Annotated in this window: 23 protein-coding genes; 15 read left to right on the top strand and 8 right to left on the bottom strand. The window is 37.9% G+C overall.

What is annotated here, in order from left to right; translation table 11 throughout:
• Positions 1–2: 2 nt before the first annotated feature.
• Positions 3–605: a 3-isopropylmalate dehydratase small subunit gene (gene leuD / locus DV434_RS00460; RefSeq protein ID WP_118784946.1), complete on the top strand. Its 603-nt coding sequence runs from the start codon at positions 3–5 to the stop codon at positions 603–605.
• A 41-nt stretch (positions 606–646) separates the two neighbouring features.
• Here leuD and recF read toward each other — a convergent pair whose 3' ends face one another.
• Genes recF through dnaA form a run of 3 tightly spaced genes read right to left on the bottom strand, consistent with a single transcriptional unit; the run spans position 647 to position 4,206 of the window.
• Positions 647–1,726: a DNA replication/repair protein RecF gene (gene recF, locus DV434_RS00455; RefSeq protein WP_118784947.1), complete on the bottom strand. Its 1,080-nt coding sequence runs from the start codon at positions 1,724–1,726 to the stop codon at positions 647–649.
• A gap of 1 nt (position 1,727) precedes the next feature.
• Positions 1,728–2,828 (bottom strand): DNA polymerase III subunit beta, encoded by a 1,101-nt coding sequence (gene dnaN / locus DV434_RS00450; RefSeq protein WP_118784948.1) that lies wholly within the window; start codon positions 2,826–2,828, stop codon positions 1,728–1,730.
• Between the two features lie 13 nt (positions 2,829–2,841).
• Positions 2,842–4,206, bottom strand: a complete 1,365-nt coding sequence (gene dnaA / locus DV434_RS00445) for a chromosomal replication initiator protein DnaA (RefSeq protein ID WP_118784949.1) — start codon at positions 4,204–4,206, stop codon at positions 2,842–2,844.
• A gap of 254 nt (positions 4,207–4,460) precedes the next feature.
• Here dnaA and rpmH point away from each other — a divergent pair, with 254 nt between their 5' ends.
• The 10 genes from rpmH to rlmC all read left to right on the top strand — a co-directional run bounded on the left by rpmH (position 4,461) and on the right by rlmC (position 13,451).
• Positions 4,461–4,595 (top strand): 50S ribosomal protein L34, encoded by a 135-nt coding sequence (rpmH, locus tag DV434_RS00440; protein WP_005539760.1) that lies wholly within the window; start codon positions 4,461–4,463, stop codon positions 4,593–4,595.
• Between the two features lie 12 nt (positions 4,596–4,607).
• Positions 4,608–4,967 carry a ribonuclease P protein component gene (rnpA, locus tag DV434_RS00435; protein ID WP_032803246.1) on the top strand — a complete coding sequence of 120 codons (360 nt, stop codon included), beginning with the start codon at positions 4,608–4,610 and terminating at the stop codon, positions 4,965–4,967.
• Positions 4,931–5,191, top strand: coding sequence for a membrane protein insertion efficiency factor YidD (gene yidD / locus DV434_RS00430; RefSeq protein WP_005631409.1), 261 nt, complete (start codon positions 4,931–4,933; stop codon positions 5,189–5,191). The genes rnpA and yidD overlap by 37 nt, the downstream gene beginning before the upstream one ends.
• Positions 5,191–6,819 (top strand): membrane protein insertase YidC, encoded by a 1,629-nt coding sequence (gene yidC / locus DV434_RS00425; RefSeq protein ID WP_118784950.1) that lies wholly within the window; start codon positions 5,191–5,193, stop codon positions 6,817–6,819. The genes yidD and yidC overlap by 1 nt, the downstream gene beginning before the upstream one ends.
• A gap of 202 nt (positions 6,820–7,021) precedes the next feature.
• Positions 7,022–8,380, top strand: coding sequence for a tRNA uridine-5-carboxymethylaminomethyl(34) synthesis GTPase MnmE (gene mnmE / locus DV434_RS00420; protein ID WP_118784951.1), 1,359 nt, complete (start codon positions 7,022–7,024; stop codon positions 8,378–8,380).
• 192 nt (positions 8,381–8,572) lie between these two features.
• Positions 8,573–10,441, top strand: coding sequence for a peptidylprolyl isomerase (ppiD, locus tag DV434_RS00415; RefSeq protein WP_118784952.1), 1,869 nt, complete (start codon positions 8,573–8,575; stop codon positions 10,439–10,441).
• 78 nt (positions 10,442–10,519) lie between these two features.
• A complete protein-coding gene (hinT, locus tag DV434_RS00410) occupies positions 10,520–10,870 on the top strand; it encodes a purine nucleoside phosphoramidase (protein WP_065246130.1) in 351 nt (116 codons plus the stop codon).
• Positions 10,870–11,220 carry a YcfL family putative periplasmic lipoprotein gene (locus DV434_RS00405; RefSeq protein ID WP_118775294.1) on the top strand — a complete coding sequence of 117 codons (351 nt, stop codon included), beginning with the start codon at positions 10,870–10,872 and terminating at the stop codon, positions 11,218–11,220. Before hinT ends, DV434_RS00405 begins: the two co-directional genes overlap by 1 nt.
• A 3-nt stretch (positions 11,221–11,223) precedes the next feature.
• A complete protein-coding gene (gene nagZ / locus DV434_RS00400) occupies positions 11,224–12,276 on the top strand; it encodes a beta-N-acetylhexosaminidase (RefSeq protein ID WP_118784953.1) in 1,053 nt (350 codons plus the stop codon).
• Positions 12,273–13,451, top strand: a complete 1,179-nt coding sequence (gene rlmC / locus DV434_RS00395) for a 23S rRNA (uracil(747)-C(5))-methyltransferase RlmC (protein WP_118784954.1) — start codon at positions 12,273–12,275, stop codon at positions 13,449–13,451. The genes nagZ and rlmC overlap by 4 nt, the downstream gene beginning before the upstream one ends.
• Before the next feature lie 364 nt (positions 13,452–13,815).
• Here rlmC and crp read toward each other — a convergent pair whose 3' ends face one another.
• Genes crp through coaBC form a run of 5 tightly spaced genes read right to left on the bottom strand, consistent with a single transcriptional unit; the run spans position 13,816 to position 17,116 of the window.
• The gene (gene crp, locus DV434_RS00390) at positions 13,816–14,493 is read right to left on the bottom strand and encodes a cAMP-activated global transcriptional regulator CRP (RefSeq protein ID WP_118775291.1); all 678 of its coding nucleotides are present in this window, start codon (positions 14,491–14,493) and stop codon (positions 13,816–13,818) included.
• Positions 14,478–14,729, bottom strand: coding sequence for a YheU family protein (locus tag DV434_RS00385; RefSeq protein ID WP_005631427.1), 252 nt, complete (start codon positions 14,727–14,729; stop codon positions 14,478–14,480). The genes crp and DV434_RS00385 overlap by 16 nt, the downstream gene beginning before the upstream one ends.
• A 21-nt stretch (positions 14,730–14,750) precedes the next feature.
• Positions 14,751–15,407 (bottom strand): nucleoid occlusion factor SlmA, encoded by a 657-nt coding sequence (gene slmA / locus DV434_RS00380; RefSeq protein WP_053465789.1) that lies wholly within the window; start codon positions 15,405–15,407, stop codon positions 14,751–14,753.
• Positions 15,408–15,410: 3 nt separating this feature from the next.
• Positions 15,411–15,866 (bottom strand): dUTP diphosphatase, encoded by a 456-nt coding sequence (gene dut, locus DV434_RS00375; protein ID WP_005631431.1) that lies wholly within the window; start codon positions 15,864–15,866, stop codon positions 15,411–15,413.
• 47 nt (positions 15,867–15,913) lie between these two features.
• A complete protein-coding gene (gene coaBC, locus DV434_RS00370; RefSeq protein ID WP_118784955.1) occupies positions 15,914–17,116 on the bottom strand; it encodes a bifunctional phosphopantothenoylcysteine decarboxylase/phosphopantothenate--cysteine ligase CoaBC in 1,203 nt (400 codons plus the stop codon).
• A 163-nt stretch (positions 17,117–17,279) separates the two neighbouring features.
• Here coaBC and radC point away from each other — a divergent pair, with 163 nt between their 5' ends.
• The 4 genes from radC (at position 17,280) to mutM (ending at position 19,464) form a co-directional block, all read left to right on the top strand.
• Positions 17,280–17,945, top strand: a complete 666-nt coding sequence (gene radC / locus DV434_RS00365; RefSeq protein ID WP_053465792.1) for a RadC family protein — start codon at positions 17,280–17,282, stop codon at positions 17,943–17,945.
• Between the two features lie 213 nt (positions 17,946–18,158).
• On the top strand, positions 18,159–18,395 hold the full coding sequence (gene rpmB / locus DV434_RS00360) for a 50S ribosomal protein L28 (RefSeq protein ID WP_005542826.1): 237 nt from the start codon (positions 18,159–18,161) through the stop codon (positions 18,393–18,395).
• Positions 18,396–18,406: 11 nt separating this feature from the next.
• Entirely contained in the window at positions 18,407–18,577 is a 171-nt protein-coding gene (gene rpmG, locus DV434_RS00355; RefSeq protein WP_005613503.1) for a 50S ribosomal protein L33, read from the top strand.
• A gap of 71 nt (positions 18,578–18,648) precedes the next feature.
• Positions 18,649–19,464: a DNA-formamidopyrimidine glycosylase gene (mutM, locus tag DV434_RS00350; protein ID WP_118784956.1), complete on the top strand. Its 816-nt coding sequence runs from the start codon at positions 18,649–18,651 to the stop codon at positions 19,462–19,464.
• Positions 19,465–19,889: the final 425 nt, after the last annotated feature.

The raw sequence follows: 19,889 nt of genomic DNA, 5'->3' as shown, positions 1-19,889 counted from the left end.
AAATGGCAGGATTTAAACAACTTTCAGGCTTAGTAGTGCCATTGGATGCAGCAAACGTGGACACGGATGCGATTATTCCAAAACAATTTTTACAAGCCATTACCCGCGTGGGTTTCGGCAAACACTTATTCCACGAATGGCGTTATCTTGATGTGGACGGCACCAAGCCAAATCCAGAATTTGTCTTAAATTATCCGCAATATCAAGGTGCAACAATTTTGTTGGCGCGTAAAAACCTTGGCTGTGGTTCTTCTCGTGAACACGCCCCTTGGGCATTAGCAGACTACGGCTTTAAAGTAATGATCGCCCCAAGTTTTGCGGATATTTTCTACAATAACAGCTTAAATAACCACATGTTACCGATTCGTTTAAGCGAAGAAGAAGTAGAAGAAATCTTCCAATGGGTGTGGGCAAATGAAGGCAAACAAATCTATGTGGATTTAGAAACTATGACCGTCACTGTAGGTGACAAAGTCTATCACTTTGAACTGGATGAATTCCGCCGTCATTGTTTATTAAACGGCTTGGATAATATCGGTTTAACCCTTCAACACGAAGACAAAATCTCAGCATACGAGAAAAATATTCCCGCGTTCTTGCGCTAAAAAAGATAAAAGTGCGGTGATTTTTCACCGTACTTTTTGATCTAATCTAACGTTTTAATGATTCCATTATCGACTGAAAACATTTTTCTGTTTTCGACTTGCATCTCTTTTAATTGTTCTTGAGTAATGGTTGTAACAAACACTTGTGAGCCACTTTGTTGTAATCGTTCTGCCAACAGTGCTCGCTTATATTGATCCAATTCCGATGCAAAATCATCGATCAAAAAAATACAATGGCGTTGTTTTTCTTTCATTAAATGCTCGCCTTGAGCCAGCCTCAATGCGCACATTAAAAGTTTAAGTTGTCCACGAGAAAGCACATCTTCGACAGGTAATCCTTGTGCTTTGAAACGAAAATCAGCTTTTTGAGGGCCAGAAAATGTGTAATTTAAGGCACGATCTCGTTCAAAATTTTGCTCAAGAATCTCTGCGTAATCTGTATTTTTTTCCCATCCTTGATGAAAGCTGACATTAATTTCTAATTCAGGGAGGAAAAGTTGGCAAGTTTGCTCGATTTCAGGGCGTAGTGCTTCCGCATATTCGGCACGCCATTGACTCACTTGATGAGCGAGTTTGGCAAGCTCGACATCCCAAACTTTAATAGCAGAGTAGGGCTGATTTTGTGCAAGTGCTGCATTTCTTTGTTTGAGTAATCGATTAAGGTTGCTCCAAGCCGCATAAAAACTTGTTTGATGGTGAAAAAGTCCCCAATCCAAAAATGCTCGGCGATAACTTGGCCCCCCATTCAGTAAGGTTAAGCCTTCTGGGGTGATTAATTGCATTGGCAAAAGATGAGCAAGATCGGAAATTTTATTGCCATCTTCACCGTTAATTTTTACTAACGTGTTGCCTTGACGAAGTTTTTGTAATCCCACAGACCATTGATGTTGGCTTTCTTGGATTTGTCCAAATAAGGTAAAGTGAGGTTCGTCGTAAGAAATGATGCGATTTGTGACCGCACTTTTGAATGAGCGTCCGTGACCAAGATAAAAAATGGCTTCTAATAAGCTTGTTTTCCCGCTGCCATTGTTGCCGACCAAAAAGTTAAAGCCAGGATCAAAATCAAGATCCACGGCTGTTAAGTTACGAAATTTTTCGACCAGTAAACGCGAAATCGCCATATTATAAACGCATTGGCATAATTACATATTCGCTACTGCTATCTTCGCAGTTTTCGATTAAGCAACTAGAAGAGGCATCAGTTAGACGCATGCGAACTTGATTGCATTTAAGCGCATTTAGCACATCAAGAATATAGGTGACATTAAATCCCACTTCTAATTCTTCGCCATTGTAATTGATATCTACGATTTCTTCCGCTTCTTCATGTTCGGTGTTGGAGGCGGTAATTTTTAGTTGGTTTTCGCTTAAGTTTAAACGCACGCTACGCACACGCTCATTCGATAAAATTGATGCGCGAACAAAGGCTTGTTTAAGAATTTCCCAGCTGCCTTCGACAATTTTTGTTGCATTACGAGGCAACACTCGGCGATAGTCAGGGAAACGACCATCAATTAATTTTGATGTAAATACAATGTTTTTGAGATGAATACGTAAATTGTTAGTACCGATTTGTAAACGTGCAGGTTCATCGCTTGTTTCTAATAAACGAACCAGTTCTAACACGCCTTTACGCGGTAAAATCACAGAATGATTTTGTAATTCTTGTTCAAGTGAGATAGTACAGACCGCAAGTCTATGGCCATCTGTCGCCACAGTTCGCAATAAATTGCCTTCTGTTTCAAACTTCATGCCATTTAAAAAATAGCGGGCATCTTGGTTTGCCATGGAAAATTGAGTGGCTTCAATTAAACGGCGCAAGGTATTTTGCGGTAGTTCAAAATCTACTTCAGACTGCCAATCCGTGAGGTTTGGATATTCTTCGGCAGGTTGGGTTGTTAGCGTAAAACGGCTACGCCCAGACTGCACTAATGTACGGTCTTCTTCAAAAGTAACCGTGATTTCTGAATCATCAGATAAAGTGCGGCAAATATCTAAGAATTTTTTTGCTGGAATCGTAAAAGTGCCATTTTCAGAAGACGATGAAAGCTGAGTTTGACTAGAGAGTTCGACTTCCAAATCTGTGCCCGTGATAGTCAATCGATTATCTTCAATTTGCAACAGCACGTTGTTTAATACTGGAATATTTGGGCGATTACTCAATACGCCACATACTTGCTGCAACGGTTTTAATAAATTTTCTCTTGAAATACTAAATTGCATTGCGTTCTCCTTTTTATGCGGACAAAGTGCGGATTAAATTCGCCCAATCTTCTTGAATGCTATTGTCTTGCTCGCGGAATTTTGGTACTTCGCGGCAAGCGTTTAATACGGTAGTGTGATCACGGTCAAATGCGCGACCAATTTCAGGCAAACTGCGGTTTGTTAATTCTTTTGCTAATGCCATGGCAATTTGGCGAGGACGAGTCACTGAACGCGCACGACTTTTTGATTTTAAATCTGAAACCTTAATTCGATAATATTCAGCCACTACCTTTTGAATGTTTTCAATGGTAACCAAGCGTTCTTGAAGAGCCAAAATATCTTTTAAGGTGTCACGCACGAAATCAATATCAATGTCGCCACCTTTGAAGTCTTGCATTGCTTTCACGCGATTTAACGCCCCTTCGAGTTCACGTACGTTGGTACGCAAGCGTTGAGCAATGAAGAAAGCGACTTCTTCTGGCAAGTTCATATTATGTTCTTCCGCCTTTTTCAATAAAATCGCTACACGCGTTTCAAGATCGGGCGGCTCTATGGCTGTTGTTAAGCCCCAGCCAAAACGTGATTTTAAACGTTCCTCAATTTTTTCAATTTCTTTAGGATAACGATCTGATGTTAAGATGATTTGGCGACCCGTTTCAAATAAGTTATTGAATATATGGAAGAATTCTTCTTGAGTTTTTTCTTTTTCAGCGAAAAATTGAATATCATCCACTAAAAGCGCATCGAGAGAACGATAGAATTTTTTAAACTGATCCATTTTATTATCACGCACTGCTTTCACCATATGTTGCATAAAGTTATTTGCGTGAATATAAAGCACACGCGCATTCGGTTTATTGGCTAAAATGCCGTTGCCAATCGCATGTAACAAGTGGGTTTTCCCTAAACCTGTACCACCATATAAAAAGAAAGGATTGGCCGAAGGTTCGCCAGGTGCTTGAGCAAGTTTTTGACCGACTGCGCGTGCGAGTTGGTTCGATTTACCTTCAACAAAGTTATCAAATAAGTGTTTAGTATTGAGATGAGATTCAAATTTTACTGAAGCACTAGATTCAGCTTGAAAATGTACCGTACTTTCTGTTTTAGGCGTGCCACTTGGTGCACTTTCCACTACTTTGGGTGCAGGTTTGACCCCTTCTTTTAAAGAAATACGCAGTTCAGGATTTTGTGCAAGTGTTTGACAAATTTGCTGGATTTGTGCGAGATAATGAGTTTCCACCCAACCTTTCACAAACATATTAGAAGCATATAAAACAATGTGGTTATCCGCCACCACATCAGCCTGTAAAGGACGAAGCCAAGTGCTAAGATCGCTGGCTGAAACTTGATCTTGAAGTTGTAACAGGCAACTTTGCCAAAGATTTGAGAGATTCACAAAAGGATCCTTGTTGTTTTTGTAATAGAGAAAAGTGCGGTAAAAATTGGCGGAGATTTTACAATAAATGCGTGGAAAAATCTTCTAAAAAATCGGCTTGAGATTTATACAAAAATCCGTATAATCCCCCCGATTTTGGAAGTCCGAGAGTTTTTCCCGAAAAATTTCCGTTTCTTATTTGACGAACGCGTATTTTATGATTAAAATTGCGCTCTATTTTTATTAACTCATAATCTGGATTTAGGTAGATTACAATGAAACGTACATTTCAACCTTCTGTATTAAAACGTAGTCGTACTCACGGTTTCCGTGCTCGTATGGCAACTAAAAATGGCCGTCAAGTTTTAGCGCGTCGTCGTGCTAAAGGTCGTAAAAGTTTATCTGCATAATCACCGTTCTTAGTGGTTAAGCTGAACTTTTCAAGGGAGTTACGTTTGTTAACTCCCGTTCAATTCAAAAATGTCTTCGAACAACCGTTCAGAGCTAGCACTCCAGAAATAACCATTCTCGCCAGAAAAAATAATCTTGAGCACCCTCGCTTAGGTTTGACTGTCGCTAAAAAACATTTAAAACGAGCTCATGATCGTAATCGTATTAAACGCTTAGTGCGAGAAAGTTTTCGTTTATCGCAACATCGTTTACCCGCATGTGATTTTGTTTTTGTTGCAAAAGGTGGTATTGGTAAGCTTGATAATAGCTCTTTTGTGCAAATCTTAGAAAAATTATGGCAACGACACATTCGTTTGGTGCAAAAATCTTAATTGGATTTATTCGTTTCTATCAACTTGTTATTAGTCCTCTTATCGGACCGCGTTGTCGGTTTGTGCCTACTTGTTCTTGCTATGGCATTGAAGCGTTAAAAACACATGGATTGTTAAAAGGTAGTTGGCTTACTCTAAAACGTGTATTAAAATGTCACCCCTTGAACGCTGGTGGATTCGATCCTGTTCCACCTAAAATCAATAATAACGATGAGAAAAAATAATGGACTCAAGACGTAGCCTATTAGTGTTAGCGCTAATTTTTATTTCTTTCCTTGTTTATCAGCAATGGCAGTTGGATAAAAATCCACAAGTGCCAACTGAGCAAACAACTTCAATGACTGCCAATTCTGATGTTCCGGCAAGTTCTCCTTCTTCTAATTCACAAGTTGTAGCAGATTCTCAAACGCATGGCCGTATTATTACCCTTGAAAACGATGTATTCCGCTTGAAAGTTGATACTTTAGGTGGTGATGTAATTAGTTCTGAATTACTAAAATATGATGCTGAATTGGATTCAAAAACACCGTTTGAGTTATTAAAAGACACAAAAGAACATGTGTATATTGCACAAAGTGGTTTAATTGGTAAGAACGGTATCGATACTCGTTCTGGTCGTGCGCAATATCAAATCGAAGGTGATAATTTTAAATTAGCTGATGGTCAAGCGTCTCTTTCAATTCCTCTTCTTTTTGAAAAAGATGGTGTGACTTATCAAAAAATCTTCGTATTAAAACGCGGTAGCTACGATTTAGGTGTGGATTACAAGATTGATAACCAAAGTGGTCAAGCTATTGAAGTGGAACCTTATGGTCAATTAAAACATTCTATTGTTGAAAGCTCTGGTAATGTCGCTATGCCAACTTACACTGGTGGCGCATATTCTTCTTCAGAAACAAACTATAAAAAATATAGTTTTGGCGATATGAAAGATAATAATCTTTCTATTGATACTAAAGCCGGTTGGGTTGCAGTATTACAGCATTATTTCGTATCTGCTTGGATCCCTAATCAAGATGTAAATAATCAACTTTACACAATTACAGATACTAAAAATAATGTCGCTTCAATCGGTTATCGTGGTCCTGTTGTCACTATTCCTGCAGGTGGTCAAGAGACAATTACAAGTTCTTTGTGGACAGGCCCTAAACTCCAAAACCAGATGGCTACCGTAGCAAATCACTTAGATTTAACAGTTGATTATGGTTGGGCTTGGTTTATTGCTAAACCGTTATTCTGGTTATTAACCTTTATTCAAGGGATTGTGTCTAACTGGGGTTTAGCGATTATCTGTGTAACAATCGTAGTGAAAGCAATTTTGTATCCACTTACGAAAGCACAATATACTTCAATGGCTAAAATGCGTATGTTGCAACCAAAAATGCAAGAAATGCGTGAACGTTTCGGTGATGATCGCCAACGTATGAGCCAAGAAATGATGAAACTTTATAAGGAAGAAAAAGTAAATCCACTTGGTGGTTGTTTGCCAATTCTTCTTCAAATGCCAATCTTCATCGCATTGTATTGGACATTTATGGAAGCAGTTGAATTACGTCACGCTCCGTTCTTTGGTTGGATTCAAGATTTATCAGCACAAGATCCTTATTATATTTTCCCTATTTTAATGGGTATCTCAATGTTCTTGTTGCAAAAAATGTCGCCAACACCTGTAGCTGATCCAATGCAGCAAAAAGTGATGAACTTTATGCCATTAGTCTTTATGTTCTTCTTCTTATGGTTCCCTGCTGGTTTAGTGTTGTACTGGTTAGTTTCTAACTTAATTACAATTGCACAACAGCAATTAATTTATCGAGGGTTAGAGAAAAAAGGGTTACATTCCCGTAAGAAATAGTCACTAACTGGCAAAAAGAAAGGCACGAATAGTGCCTTTCTTTATTTTGCTGTCGTGGGTAAGTATACCCACGGTTAATTATAGTTATAATAGTTCCCCTTTGGGGAACGTCAAGCGCTACCCCAAAGGGGTAGCACTGCAATGAACCTAGGGTATACCTACCCTAGGAAAGATATCTATCCCAGACAATAATAGGTTTTATATGAAAGAAACAATCGTTGCTCAAGCCACTGCACCAGGTCGTGGTGGGATTGGGATTTTAAGGGTCTCTGGGCCTTTAGCAACAGAAGTTGCACAAGCTGTGTTGGGAAAATGTCCTAAGCCAAGAATGGCTGATTATCTGCCTTTTAAGGATGCTGATGGCACTGTTTTAGATCAAGGGATTGCCCTTTACTTTAAATCACCAAATTCATTTACTGGTGAGGATGTGTTGGAATTGCAAGGGCACGGTGGGCAGGTTGTATTAGATTTATTACTCAAACGTATTTTACAAATTGATGGAATCCGTTTGGCGAGACCGGGAGAGTTTTCTGAACAGGCTTTTTTGAATGATAAATTGGATCTTGCTCAAGCGGAAGCGATTGCGGATTTAATTGATGCAACATCAGAACAAGCCGCACGCTCAGCATTAAAATCTTTGCAAGGGGAATTTTCAAAGAAAGTAAATGAATTAGTTGATTCTGTGATTTATTTGCGTACCTATGTAGAAGCGAGCATTGATTTTCCTGATGAAGAAATTGATTTCTTGGCGGATGGAAAAATTGAAGCAAACTTACGCGGTATTATTCATCAGTTAGAAGATGTTCGCTCAGAAGCCAAACAAGGTTCTATTTTACGTGAAGGTATGAAAGTGGTGATTGCCGGTCGTCCGAATGCAGGGAAATCGAGCTTGCTTAATGCGCTTGCTGGTCGCGAAGCAGCTATAGTAACGGATATTGCCGGCACAACGCGCGATGTACTGCGTGAGCATATTCATATCGACGGTATGCCATTGCATATTATTGATACCGCGGGTCTTCGAGATGCAACCGATGAAGTCGAGCGCATTGGCATTTCTCGCGCATGGACGGAGATTGAACAAGCCGATCGTATTATTTTGATGTTAGATAGTAGCGATCCTGAAAGTGCAGATTTAAGCAAAGTGCGGTCAGAATTTTTAGCAAAATTACCCACAACGTTGCCTGTCACTATTGTTCGAAACAAAATTGATTTAAATGGCGAACAAGCAAGTGAAAGCGAAGAGGGAGGCTATCAAATTATTAGTCTTTCCGCTCAAACACATGATGGTGTACAACTTTTACGTGAGCATTTGAAACAAGCGATGGGTTTCCAAACTGGCATGGAAGGGGGCTTTTTAGCTCGTCGTCGTCATTTAGATGCACTTGAAAAAGCTGCAGAGCATTTGCAAATCGGTTTGGTTCAACTTACTGAATTTCATGCAGGAGAACTTTTAGCGGAAGAATTACGCTTAGTACAAGCTCACTTGAGTGAAATTACAGGTGAATTTACATCAGATGACTTGCTAGGTAATATTTTTAGTTCTTTCTGTATCGGAAAATAGAAAGAGTAAAGTGCGGTCATTTTCTTGGGCAAAAAATTTAGGACAAAAGCGGAGATTTTTGGTGGCATAGTGCTGATTGGAATTGGTATTAGCTTGCTTTATGAATACGGTGTTTTCGCTTTTTAAGATGCTAATTTTCTACGTTTAGATTATAATCGGGGAAAATTTTATGTTTATAACAAGGGTTATAGAATGTTAATTGAAAAAATGCACAATTTATCAAATTCAAAGTCTGCTAAGTTTATTTTGGGTTTGATTACTTTATCGTTTTTAGTCGGTGGTATGTCTGGCTATCTTTTTAGTTCAAATGATACTTACGCTGCAAAAGTTAATGGTGAAGTGATTTCGCAACAAGATTTTTTAAATCGCTACAACCAAGAATTTGAGGCTCGTGCACAACGCGAAGGCGAAGCATTTATGGCTCAGTCAGATTCTCCAGAATTTGTTACCGCACTTCGTCAAAGCACCATTAATCAAATGATTGATCAAGAATTACTTCGTCAATATGCGAAAGAATTAAAATTAGGCGTCAGTGATGAAATGATTAAACGAGCAATCGTGACAGATCCTAATTTTCAAGTTAATGGCAAATTTGATAACGGTGTTTATCAACAAGTATTACAACAAAATCGTTTAACGTCAGATGGCTATGCGGCTATTTTGCGTGGCGCCTTAACCCTTGAACAAATGCAAGGTGGAGTTGCTAACAGTGAATTTATCGTGCCTGCTCAAGCAAAAAATACCGCGGAAGTTTTTTTTCAAAAGCGTTCAGCTCGTTTAGCAACATTATCTCTTGCTGATGAAATGGCAAAGCAAGCGGTATCTGATGATGAAATTAAAGCTTATTACGAGGCTAATCAAAAATCTTTTGTTCAGCCAGAACAAGTGAAGGTTCAATATATTGATCTTTCTGGTAGCCAAATCGAAAAAGGTATTGAAGTTAAAGATGTAGAAATTGCGCAATATTATCAAGATAATAAAGCTCAATTTATGACTCAGCGTTTAGCACATATTCAATTTGCAAATGAGCAAGATGCGAAGGTGGCTTACGACGAATTACAAAAAGGTGCAAATTTCGTTGATGTAGCTAAAGCTAAATCTTTAGATAAAGTTTCTGGTGAGAATGGTGGTGATTTGGGTTGGGTAAATGCAAATGAATTACCAAAAGCCTTTGAAGATGCCGCAGCTGCATTGCAGGTTGGGCAATATAGCCAACCAATCAATGTGGATGGCAATTACCATATTGTTTTAGTGCAAGAACGTAAAGCTCAAACTTTAGATGAAGTGAAAGCACAGGTTGCAGATTTAGTTCGTAAATCCTTGTTAGAAAATCGTTATTACGCAATTGAAAAGCAAGTGCGTGATAAGGCTTTTGAGGATAGCAAATCCTTGAATACTGCGGCACAAGTCGCAGGTGTTAAAGTTCAAGAGAGCGGTTATTTTTCTCGTCAAAATGTACCTGCAGAATTAAATTTCCCTAATGTAGTTTCTGCCGTTTTTGAATCTGATATTGCCAATGGTGGTGCTAATTCAGAGCCTTTGAATGTTGGCGATTATCACGCTATTGTAGTGCGTGTGTTAGAGCACAAACCTGAAGGTGTGAGAACATTGGAAGATGCGAAAGCGGATATTGAAATGTTTTTAAAACGCCAGAAGGCTGAAAATGTCCTGAATGAAAAAGCACAACAAGCGGTGAAAGCATTAAGCGAAAATGCTGAATCGAAAGTGGATGGAATTAATTTCTCAAGTGAGCAAACTTTTACTTTAATTGGAAATAAAGATCCAATTTTAACAAATGGCGTATTTTCAATTGCTAAACCAGCATCAGATAAAACGGTTTACCAGGTGGCTCGTAATGAGAAAGGCGATGTGGTTATTATTGCTCTAAATAAAGTAGAAGACGGCGTGCTTAACGATAAAGAATTAAGCCAATTTAGTGCTGGATTATTGCGTACAAGTCAGGCTGAAGTTCAAGCGCAATTAATGCAAGGATTGCGTGAGAGAGCAAAAATTGAAGTCAATGATTCTTTCATCAATCAAGATGATGAAGCACAGCAATAATTGATTAAATTGCAATCTCAGATAATTTTTGATAAAAAGTGCGGTAAATTCACCGCACTTTTTTATAGGGAGCAAACAATGGCAGAAGAAACAATTTTCAGCAAAATTATCCGTAAAGAAATTCCTGCAAATATCGTCTATCAAGATGAATTAGTCACTGCGTTTCGTGATATTTCACCACAAGCTAAAACACATATTTTGATCATTCCAAATAAAGTAATCCCAACAGTGAATGATGTGACGGAGCAAGATGAACTAACGCTAGGTCGATTATTTAGCGTGGCGGCTAAGCTCGCTAAAGAAGAAGGTATCGCGGAAGACGGTTATCGCCTAATTGTGAATTGCAATAAACATGGTGGGCAAGAAGTATTCCATTTACACATGCATTTAGTCGGTGGTGAACCTTTAGGTAGAATGTTAGCGAAATAATGAAAAAGTATTTTTTAATTTGGGCGAGCCTTGTGCTCGCTGCTTGTTCAAGTTCAGTAGAAAACTTAACTTATTCAACGAAGCCGATTTTGAATATCACATCTAATCTTTCACCTTTAATTCAAGTTGAAACGAATCAAAAATCAGCGCTTATAAAAAATAAAAGTCAGCAACTTTTGAATATAAGTTACTACTTGTATTGGTACGATCATTTAGGGGTAACTCAAACTTGGAAAAATCAGCAAGAAAGCTATTCCGCTCAATTTTTGCTAAAACCACAAGAAGAGAAATCGATCGATTTAATTAAACCTACTGTAGAAAGTAAAAATTACCGCCTTTATTTAAAATAATTTATGAGCACGTTGTTAATTGATTTAAAAGGAAAAGAGTTGGAACAAGAGGAAGTCGAGTTACTTTCTCACCCTCTTGTTGCAGGATTGATTTTATTTACTCGAAATTTTGAAGACAGAGAACAAATTCAAGAATTAATTCGTTCTGTTCGTCAACGAGTGAAAAAGCCGTTATTGATTACGGTGGATCAAGAAGGCGGACGAGTTCAACGTTTCCGTGATGGATTCACCATGTTGCCCTCAATGCAGGCTTTTCAAGAAACACTATCCATAACAGAACAAGTGAGTTTTGCTAAAGAAGCGGGTTGGCAAATGGCTGCAGAAATGATTTCCTTGGATATTGACTTGAGTTTTGCACCAGTGTTGGATTTGGGGCATGAATGTCGAGCAATTGGCGATCGCAGTTTTTCATCTGATGTAAAAAGTGCGGTAAATTTAGCAACCGCTTTTATTGATGGTATGCATCAAGCTGGTATGGCATCTACAGGTAAACATTTCCCTGGTCATGGCCATGTATTAGCTGATTCTCATTTAGAAACACCTTATGATGATCGCGCAAAAGACGAAATTTTTAGTGGCGATCTCCAACCTTTCCAACAGTTGATTTCACAAAATAAACTCGATGCCATTATGCCTGCTCATGTCATTTATAGACAATGTGATAGTCAACCAGCAAGCGGCTCAGAATATTGGTTGAAAGAAATCTTACGAAAACAATTAAATTTCCAAGGTGCAATTTTTTCCGATGATCTCGGTATGAAAGGCGCAGGTGTAATGGGCGATTTTGTAGAGCGTAGCAAAAAAGCACTCAATGCAGGTTGTGATCTTTTGTTGCTTTGTAATGAGCGTGAAGGTGTCATTCAAGTATTAGATAATCTAAAACTTACTGAAAATCAACCGCACTTTATGGCTCGTCAAGTTCGCTTACAAAATTTATTTAAACGTAGAGTGATCGAGTGGAATGATTTGGTTTTAGATCAACGTTGGAAACTGAATCACCGAAATCTCGCAGATATTCAAAGCCGTTGGCTAGAGATTCAGGCTGCAAGAAAATGATTGATTGTCGATACTATCAACAAAATGAATGTCGTTCTTGTCAATGGCTTGAAATACCTTATAGTCAGCAGCTAATTGAAAAACAACATCATTTAAAGCAGCAACTGATTTCTATTAATTGCAATGGAGCTCAATGGTTGGCTCCTTTTGAATCTGATGAACAAGGCTTTCGTAATAAAGCTAAAATGGTTGTTAGTGGTAGTGTTGAACGCCCGATACTTGGCATTTTAAAAAATCCTAATGATCCACAAAGTGCGATTGATTTGTGTGATTGTTCCCTTTATCCCACTCGGTTTTCACTCGTTTTTCCTATTCTGAAGGATTTTATCGGTCGTGCTGGTTTAGTGCCTTATAACATAGCTAAACAAAAAGGCGAGCTTAAATATATTCTGCTAACAGAAAGTATTGCGACAGGAAAATTAATGTTGCGTTTTGTGTTACGTACAGAAAATAAATTACCATTAATCCGTCGAGAATTGCCAAAATTATTAGAAAAATTACCGCACTTAGAAGTCGTTAGTATTAATTTACAACCACAGCACGCTGCTATTTTAGAGGGCGAACAAGAAATTTTTCTGACAGAGCAACAATTTTTGCCTGAGAATTTCAATGGTATTCCACTCTTTATTCGTCCGCAAGGCTTCTTTCAAACTAATCCTAAAGTGGCGGCGGGATTATATGCAACCGCTCAGCAATGGGTAAGAGAATTACCAATCTATAAAGTCTGGGATTTATTTTGTGGTGTGGGTGGATTTGGCTTACATTGTGCTAAAGCTTTACAGGAAAAATGGGGAAAAAGTATAGAGTTAACTGGAATTGAAATTTCCTCATCAGCTATTTTTGCAGCGAGTCATTCCGCTAAAATATTGGGTTTAGAACATGTAAATTTCCAATCGCTAGACGCGGCGAGTGTGATGAAAAATCAGGATGAGAATAAGCCAGATCTTGTGATTGTAAATCCACCACGTCGTGGAATTGGAAAGGAATTAAGTGAATTTCTTAACCAAATTCAACCGCACTTTATCTTGTATTCCAGCTGTAATGCCGTGACAATGGGTAAAGATTTACAGCATCTCACTTGTTATAATCCATTGAAAATTCAACTTTTTGATATGTTTCCGCAAACATCTCACTATGAAGTATTAGTTTTACTAGAAAGAAAAAAGATTAGTTAAAGGGAGATAGAAAAACTAGGGAATTTGAAAGAAGGGTGGTGGAACTAAGCAGAATTGGTCTTAACAGCAAGTGGCTTACTGCGCGCATCCCTGCGGGATTTCTACCCAGCCCACCATAGATTAGAAAATGCATCTTGGTGTTCTAGCTTTTGCAGCATAAAACTATGCAATAAGGTTGTAAACCTTTAAAGCCACTATATCAGGAGACCAATCCTGTCTTCCCACGATATTTGTAAGAAGTTGGATAATGATAGAATCCTTTATATTAATTGTCAATTAATGTTTTGAATATTATTTCTAATTAAACAAAAAACATCTAAATTGATTTTGGATGGTTTCATTTTGAATGATTTATGATGAAAAATTATCTTGCGCCATACACAACGATGGTTTTTCCATGGGCATGAATAAGGTTCTGATCCTCTAACATCTTAATAATACGTCCTACAGTTTCTCGTGAACAACCGACCATTTGTCCAATTTCTTGACGTGTAATTTTGATTTGCATCCCATCAGGATGTGTCATTGCATCAGGCTGTTTAGCTAAGTTCATTAGCGTTTGAGCAATACGACCTGCCACGTCTAAGAATGCTAAATTACTGACTTGGCGTGAAGTATTTTGTAAACGTCTTGCCAATTGTGCGGTTAAAAACATTAAGATTTCTGGGTTTGCTTGAATTAATTGACGATATTTTTTATAAGAAATCTCAGCAATTTCACATGTTGTTTTTGTTTTTACCCAAGCAGAGCGTTTTGAACCTTCATCAAATAATCCAGCCTCACCAAAGAATTGTCCTGCGCCTAAGTAAGTGAGGATCATCTCTTTACCTTCATCATCTTTTGAAGATACCATTACAGAGCCTTTAATTACATAATACAACGTGGTCGCATCTTCCCCAGCGTGAATTAAAGTCGATTTTGCGGGATATTTATGCAAGTGGCAGTGAGTAAGAAACCAATCTAAAACTGGATCTCGTTGAGTTGTCTCTTCTTCTTGAGAGGAAGTTACAACCTCATCAATTTCGGTTAATTCATTTGACATTCGTGCTCCTTACATTCCTGTTTCAAAAATTCCGTTTTATTTTTGATGTCAATGGATTCATGCAATTCAGACCATACAATCACCGCAATTCCATTGCGAATTTGAGTCAGTAAAAGTTGTTTTTTTTGGTTGAGTGAAAGTTCTTCTATACCGTAATCGGTTCCTTCGCGTAAAATTACGCTTTCTACGATATTATCTAATGTTTCTGCTTCTAGTTCTTGCCAAGGAATAATCATATATTTACTCGGTAAAGTCAATTAGGCAAAAAGTGGCTCGATAAAACGCCATTGTTGTTCGAAAGACTGGCTTGCATTCAGACGGAAATTAGTACGAACATAGCGCATAAATTGTCCTTCACATAGGGTAACTAAATGTGAGGCAATTATGCGTTCATCCACATTAAAGCCACGTCCTTCACGTAATTTGCGCATTTGCAAAATATTGACAAACTGCATTTCAAGACGGTTGAAAAATTGTGCTACACGAACTTGCAATTGCGCATCTTCAAACATTAATGCATGACCTGTTAGAATTCGAGTTAACCCAGGATTTTTACGGGCAAAATCTAAGATCGTTTGTAAAATATCATGAATGCGATTCATTGTTTGCGTTTCGTTACGCATAGAAGCGGTAATACGGCTTAATAAGGTATTTTCAATATGCTCAATTAAGGCTTCAAACATTTTTGTTTTGCTTGGAAAGTAACGATATAACGCAGCTTCTGATACCCCAACTTCTTTTGCTAGACGAGCCGTTGTCATACGCTCCATGCCACGTTCGGAATGAAGCATATGTATCAACACGGTAAGCACTTGTTGACGACGTTCTTTTACCGTTCTTTTTTCAATTTTTGGTGTTTCAATTTTAGGCGAAATGTCTTCTACGCCTGATAAAGATAATTGTTCTTCTACCATATATTATTGTTTACCCGAATGACCGAAACCGCCTTCACCACGTTCGGTTTGTTGAAAATCTTCTACAATATTAAATTCAGCTTGTACTACTGGCACGAAAACAAGTTGAGCAATGCGATCGCCGACTTCAATTTTGAATGGCTCATTTCCACGGTTCCACATTGATACCATTAATGGACCTTGATAATCGGAGTCAATTAATCCAACGAGGTTTCCTAGCACAATGCCGTGTTTATGACCAAGACCAGAGCGAGGCAAAATCACGGCGGCTAAATTTGGATCTGCGATATAAATTGATAGCCCTGTCGGAATTAATTTGGTTTCACCTGGTTGAATTTCAAAGCTTTCATCGATCAAAGCACGTAAATCAAGACCTGCCGAACCTTCAGTTGCGTAAGTTGGCAGAGGAAATTCATTTCCAATGCGAGAATCTAAAATTTTTACGTCAATTTTTTTCATGTAATACTCCGTTTTAAATTCATTTTTAGGTAAACGTGCGGTTGAAATTATAAGGTTTTTTGATAGCGTTCGATGATTTCATTAACTAAATCGGCGCCAAGTTCTACTTTTGATTTTAGTGATAATTTTTTATGACCATCTTTCCAGAAAAGCTGCAAGGCATTTTGATCAGCGTTAAAAACTTGTCCACCAGATACATCGTTGGCACAAATCATATCAAGATTTTTGCGTTCAAGTTTATCTTTTGCATAAGTATCAACATTTTGGGTTTCCGCCGCAAATCCAACAGTAAAAGGACGATGTGTTTTTAAATGGCCTACATCTGAGATAATATCTGGATTTTTAATTAACTTGATAGATATTTCATCCCCAGATTTTTTGATTTTTTGGTCAGCAACTTCAGCTACCCTGTAATCAGCAACAGCCGCACAACCAATAAAAATTTGATTTTTTACCGCACTTTCAAGAGAAACTTGCCACATATCTTGTGCTGAGATTACATTAATTCGATTTACATTTTTTGGTGTTGTTAAATTTACTGGGCCTGAAATCAGTGTGACGTTCGCCCCACGTTCGGCAAATGCTTCAGCAATTGCAAATCCCATTTTGCCTGAACTATGGTTAGAAATATAACGAACAGGATCGATTGCCTCACGCGTTGGGCCTGCTGTAATGGCGACATTTAATCCTTGTAGATCTTGTTTTTGAGAGAAAAAGTCAGAAAGTGCGGTAAAAATTTCCTCTGGTTCTGACATACGCCCTTTCCCCATATCGCCGCAAGCTTGAAAACCACTATTCGGGCCGATAAGCGTAATCCCTCGAGTTTGAAGAACCATTAAATTTTGTTGAGTAATGGATTGGCGATACATCTGCTGATTCATTGCTGGGGCAAGAAAAATGGGCGCGTCAGTCGCAAGGCAAATTGTTGAAAGTAAATCATTCGCCATGCCTACAGTAAGACGGGCAATAAAGTCTGCACTAGCTGGCGCAATAATAATGGCATCAGCCCATTTGGCAAATTCAATATGACCCATTGCCAGCTCAGCTTGTGGATCAAGTAAAGATTGTGCGACAGCATTGCCAGAAATGGCTTGAAGCGTTAAAGGCGTAACAAATTCTGCTGCAGCTGGGGTTAATACTACACGTACTTCGGCTTCTACTTTGCGTAATAAACGAATCAACTCTATTGTTTTATAGGCTGCAATTCCACCAGTTATGCCAACTACAATATGTTTTCCGTTTAATTTCATGTTTCAACCTTTGTTAGTGCTTAGCCACAATTCTGTTATTTTACTTTAATTTTATTGAATGCCCAATGCTATTTTTGCGATACATATCGCAGACTTTACATAAGTTACTCGTAAAACAAGAAAAGAGCAGTCAAAATTTTTTCTATTTTGCGTTCAATATTTTATGGAAAACAATGATGATTTAATGCCACGGGAAAAATTGCTTAAATTTGGCGTAGAAACTCTCGCTGATTATGAATTGCTGGCAATCTTTTTACGAACTGGCATAAAAGGTTGCCCAGTCATTCAGCTTTCTAAAAATGTCTTATCACATTTTGGTTCCTTGCATGCTTTACTTTCTGCAGATGAAAAATCCTTTTGTTCTGTGAAAGGCTTAGGCATTACGCAATTTATTCAACTGCAAGCAATTACGGAAATGACCAAGCGTTATTTAAAGCAAGAGATGTTAAGTACGCCGATTATTAATGATCCTGAAACGGTAAAACTTTTTTTACTCACTGAATTGCAACATGAGGAAAGAGAAGTGTTTATGGTTTTATTTTTGGATAATCAACATCGTCTGATTAAAAAAGAGCGGTTATTTTTAGGTACAATTAATGTATCAGCGGTTTATCCTAGGGAAATAATTAAAGAGGCGCTTTATTGTAATGCAGCTGCTTTAATTTTGGCACATAATCATCCTTCGGGTATAACGGAGCCGAGTTATTCGGATCAGCTTATTACTAAAAAAATTCAGGAATCTGCAGAACTAATGGAAATCAGAGTGCTTGATCATTTAATTGTAGGAAAAAGCGATTGTTATTCTTTTGCGGAGAATTGTTTATTATAAATTTTTATAATATTGACCATTTTTTTACCGATTACATTCAAGATAACCGCATTTATACTTGAGAAATGAAAACAAAGTCAGTATAATTTGCGACCTTTAATATAGTAAGCGGGTCGGATTAGCGCGACCTGACGAGGTAGCAAGCTAGGTTTAACCTGCTTTAAACAATCCGAACCGTAAGCTCGAGCTTATATTTAATTATTGGAGATTATTATGTCTAGAGTTTGTCAAGTAACAGGCAAGCGTCCAGCTGTGGGTAATAACCGCTCACACGCGATGAATGCGACACGTCGTCGTTTTCTTCCAAACCTTCACACTCACCGTTTCTGGGTTGAAAGTGAAAACCGTTTCGTAACCTTACGTTTAACTGCGAAAGGTATGCGTATTATTGATAAAAAAGGCATTGATGCAGTCTTAGCTGAAATCCGTGCTCGTGGCGAAAAAATCTAAGGAGCTAAAAAATGGCAGCTAAAGGCGCTCGTGAGAAAATCCGTTTAGTTTCTACTGCAGAGACCGGTCACTTCTACACAACTGATAAAAACAAACGTAATATGCCTGAAAAAATGGAAATCAAAAAATTTGATCCAGTAGTGCGTAAACACGTTATCTATAAAGAAGCAAAAATCAAATAATTTTGCTTATTTAGAAAAAGCCCGACATTGTTCGGGTTTTTTTGTATCCCAGATTTATTAAGGAACAAATCATGCCAGAACTTCCCGAAGTCGAAACTGCACTACGTGGTATTAGCCCTTATCTTAAAAATTTTACGATTGAAAAAGTTATCGTACGCCAGCCTAAATTGCGCTGGACCGTATCAGAGGAATTGATAACGCTAAAAAATGTAAAAATTGTCGATCTCACACGTCGAGCAAAATATTTGATTATTCACACGGAAAAAGGCTATATCATCGGGCATTTGGGCATGTCAGGCTCGGTGCGAATTGTGCCACAGGATAGCGCAATAGATAAACATGATCATATTGATATTGTAATGAATAATGGCAAATTATTACGTTATAACGATCCTCGTCGTTTCGGTGCATGGTTGTGGACGGAGAATTTAGATGACTTTCATCTTTTTTTAAAGCTGGGGCCTGAACCGCTTTCTGATGAATTTAATGCCGAATATTTATTCAAAAAATCTCGTCAAAAATCAACCGCACTTAAAACCTTCTTGATGGATAACGCAGTGGTGGTGGGTGTTGGTAATATTTATGCGAATGAAAGTTTGTTTATTTGTGGGATTCATCCACTTAAACTCGCTAAAAATCTGACCCGAAATCAATGTATTTCCTTAGTGAATACGATTAAAGATGTTTTGAGAAAAGCCATTATTCAAGGTGGAACCACACTTAAAGATTTCTTACAGCCCGATGGTCGCCCCGGTTATTTTGCACAAGAATTATTGGTATATGGCAATAAAGATAAACCTTGTCCGAAGTGCGGTACAAAAATTGAAAGTTTAGTCATAGGGCAACGTAATAGTTTCTTTTGCCCGAAATGTCAGAAAAGATCTTAGGATAAAGTTCAAAAGTATTATTGATTGTTGTGTGAAATTTAGTCATAATTTCAGCCTTTCTCTAAAGTAAACAAGGATAAAAAAATTATGGAATTAAATAGATTATTAATAGTGAAATTTGTGAAAATTTCCTTTCCTTTCCTTTCCTTTCCTTTCCTTTCCTTTCCTTTCCTTTCCTTTCCTTTCCTTTCCTTTCCTTTCCTTTCCTTTCCTTTCCTGCATATTCTCAGGATTCTAATTCGGAAGAAAATATACCTTTAGTACCTAGTAATGAAAAAGAATATGAGTCAGCAAAAAAATCTATTACAGATAATATAAATAAGGCTGTTGAGGATATTAAGAAAAAAGAAAAAGAAGTTAAATATGACTTTGAGACTGAAGGAAGACCCAAAGTTAATTGGGACGAAACTCATAGTGTATTTTCA

The organism is Haemophilus haemolyticus, assembly GCF_003493685.1.
In the GTDB taxonomy this organism is placed as follows: Bacteria; Pseudomonadota; Gammaproteobacteria; order Enterobacterales; family Pasteurellaceae; genus Haemophilus; species Haemophilus haemolyticus_O.
This window is presented reverse-complemented; position numbering and strand designations above follow the sequence as displayed.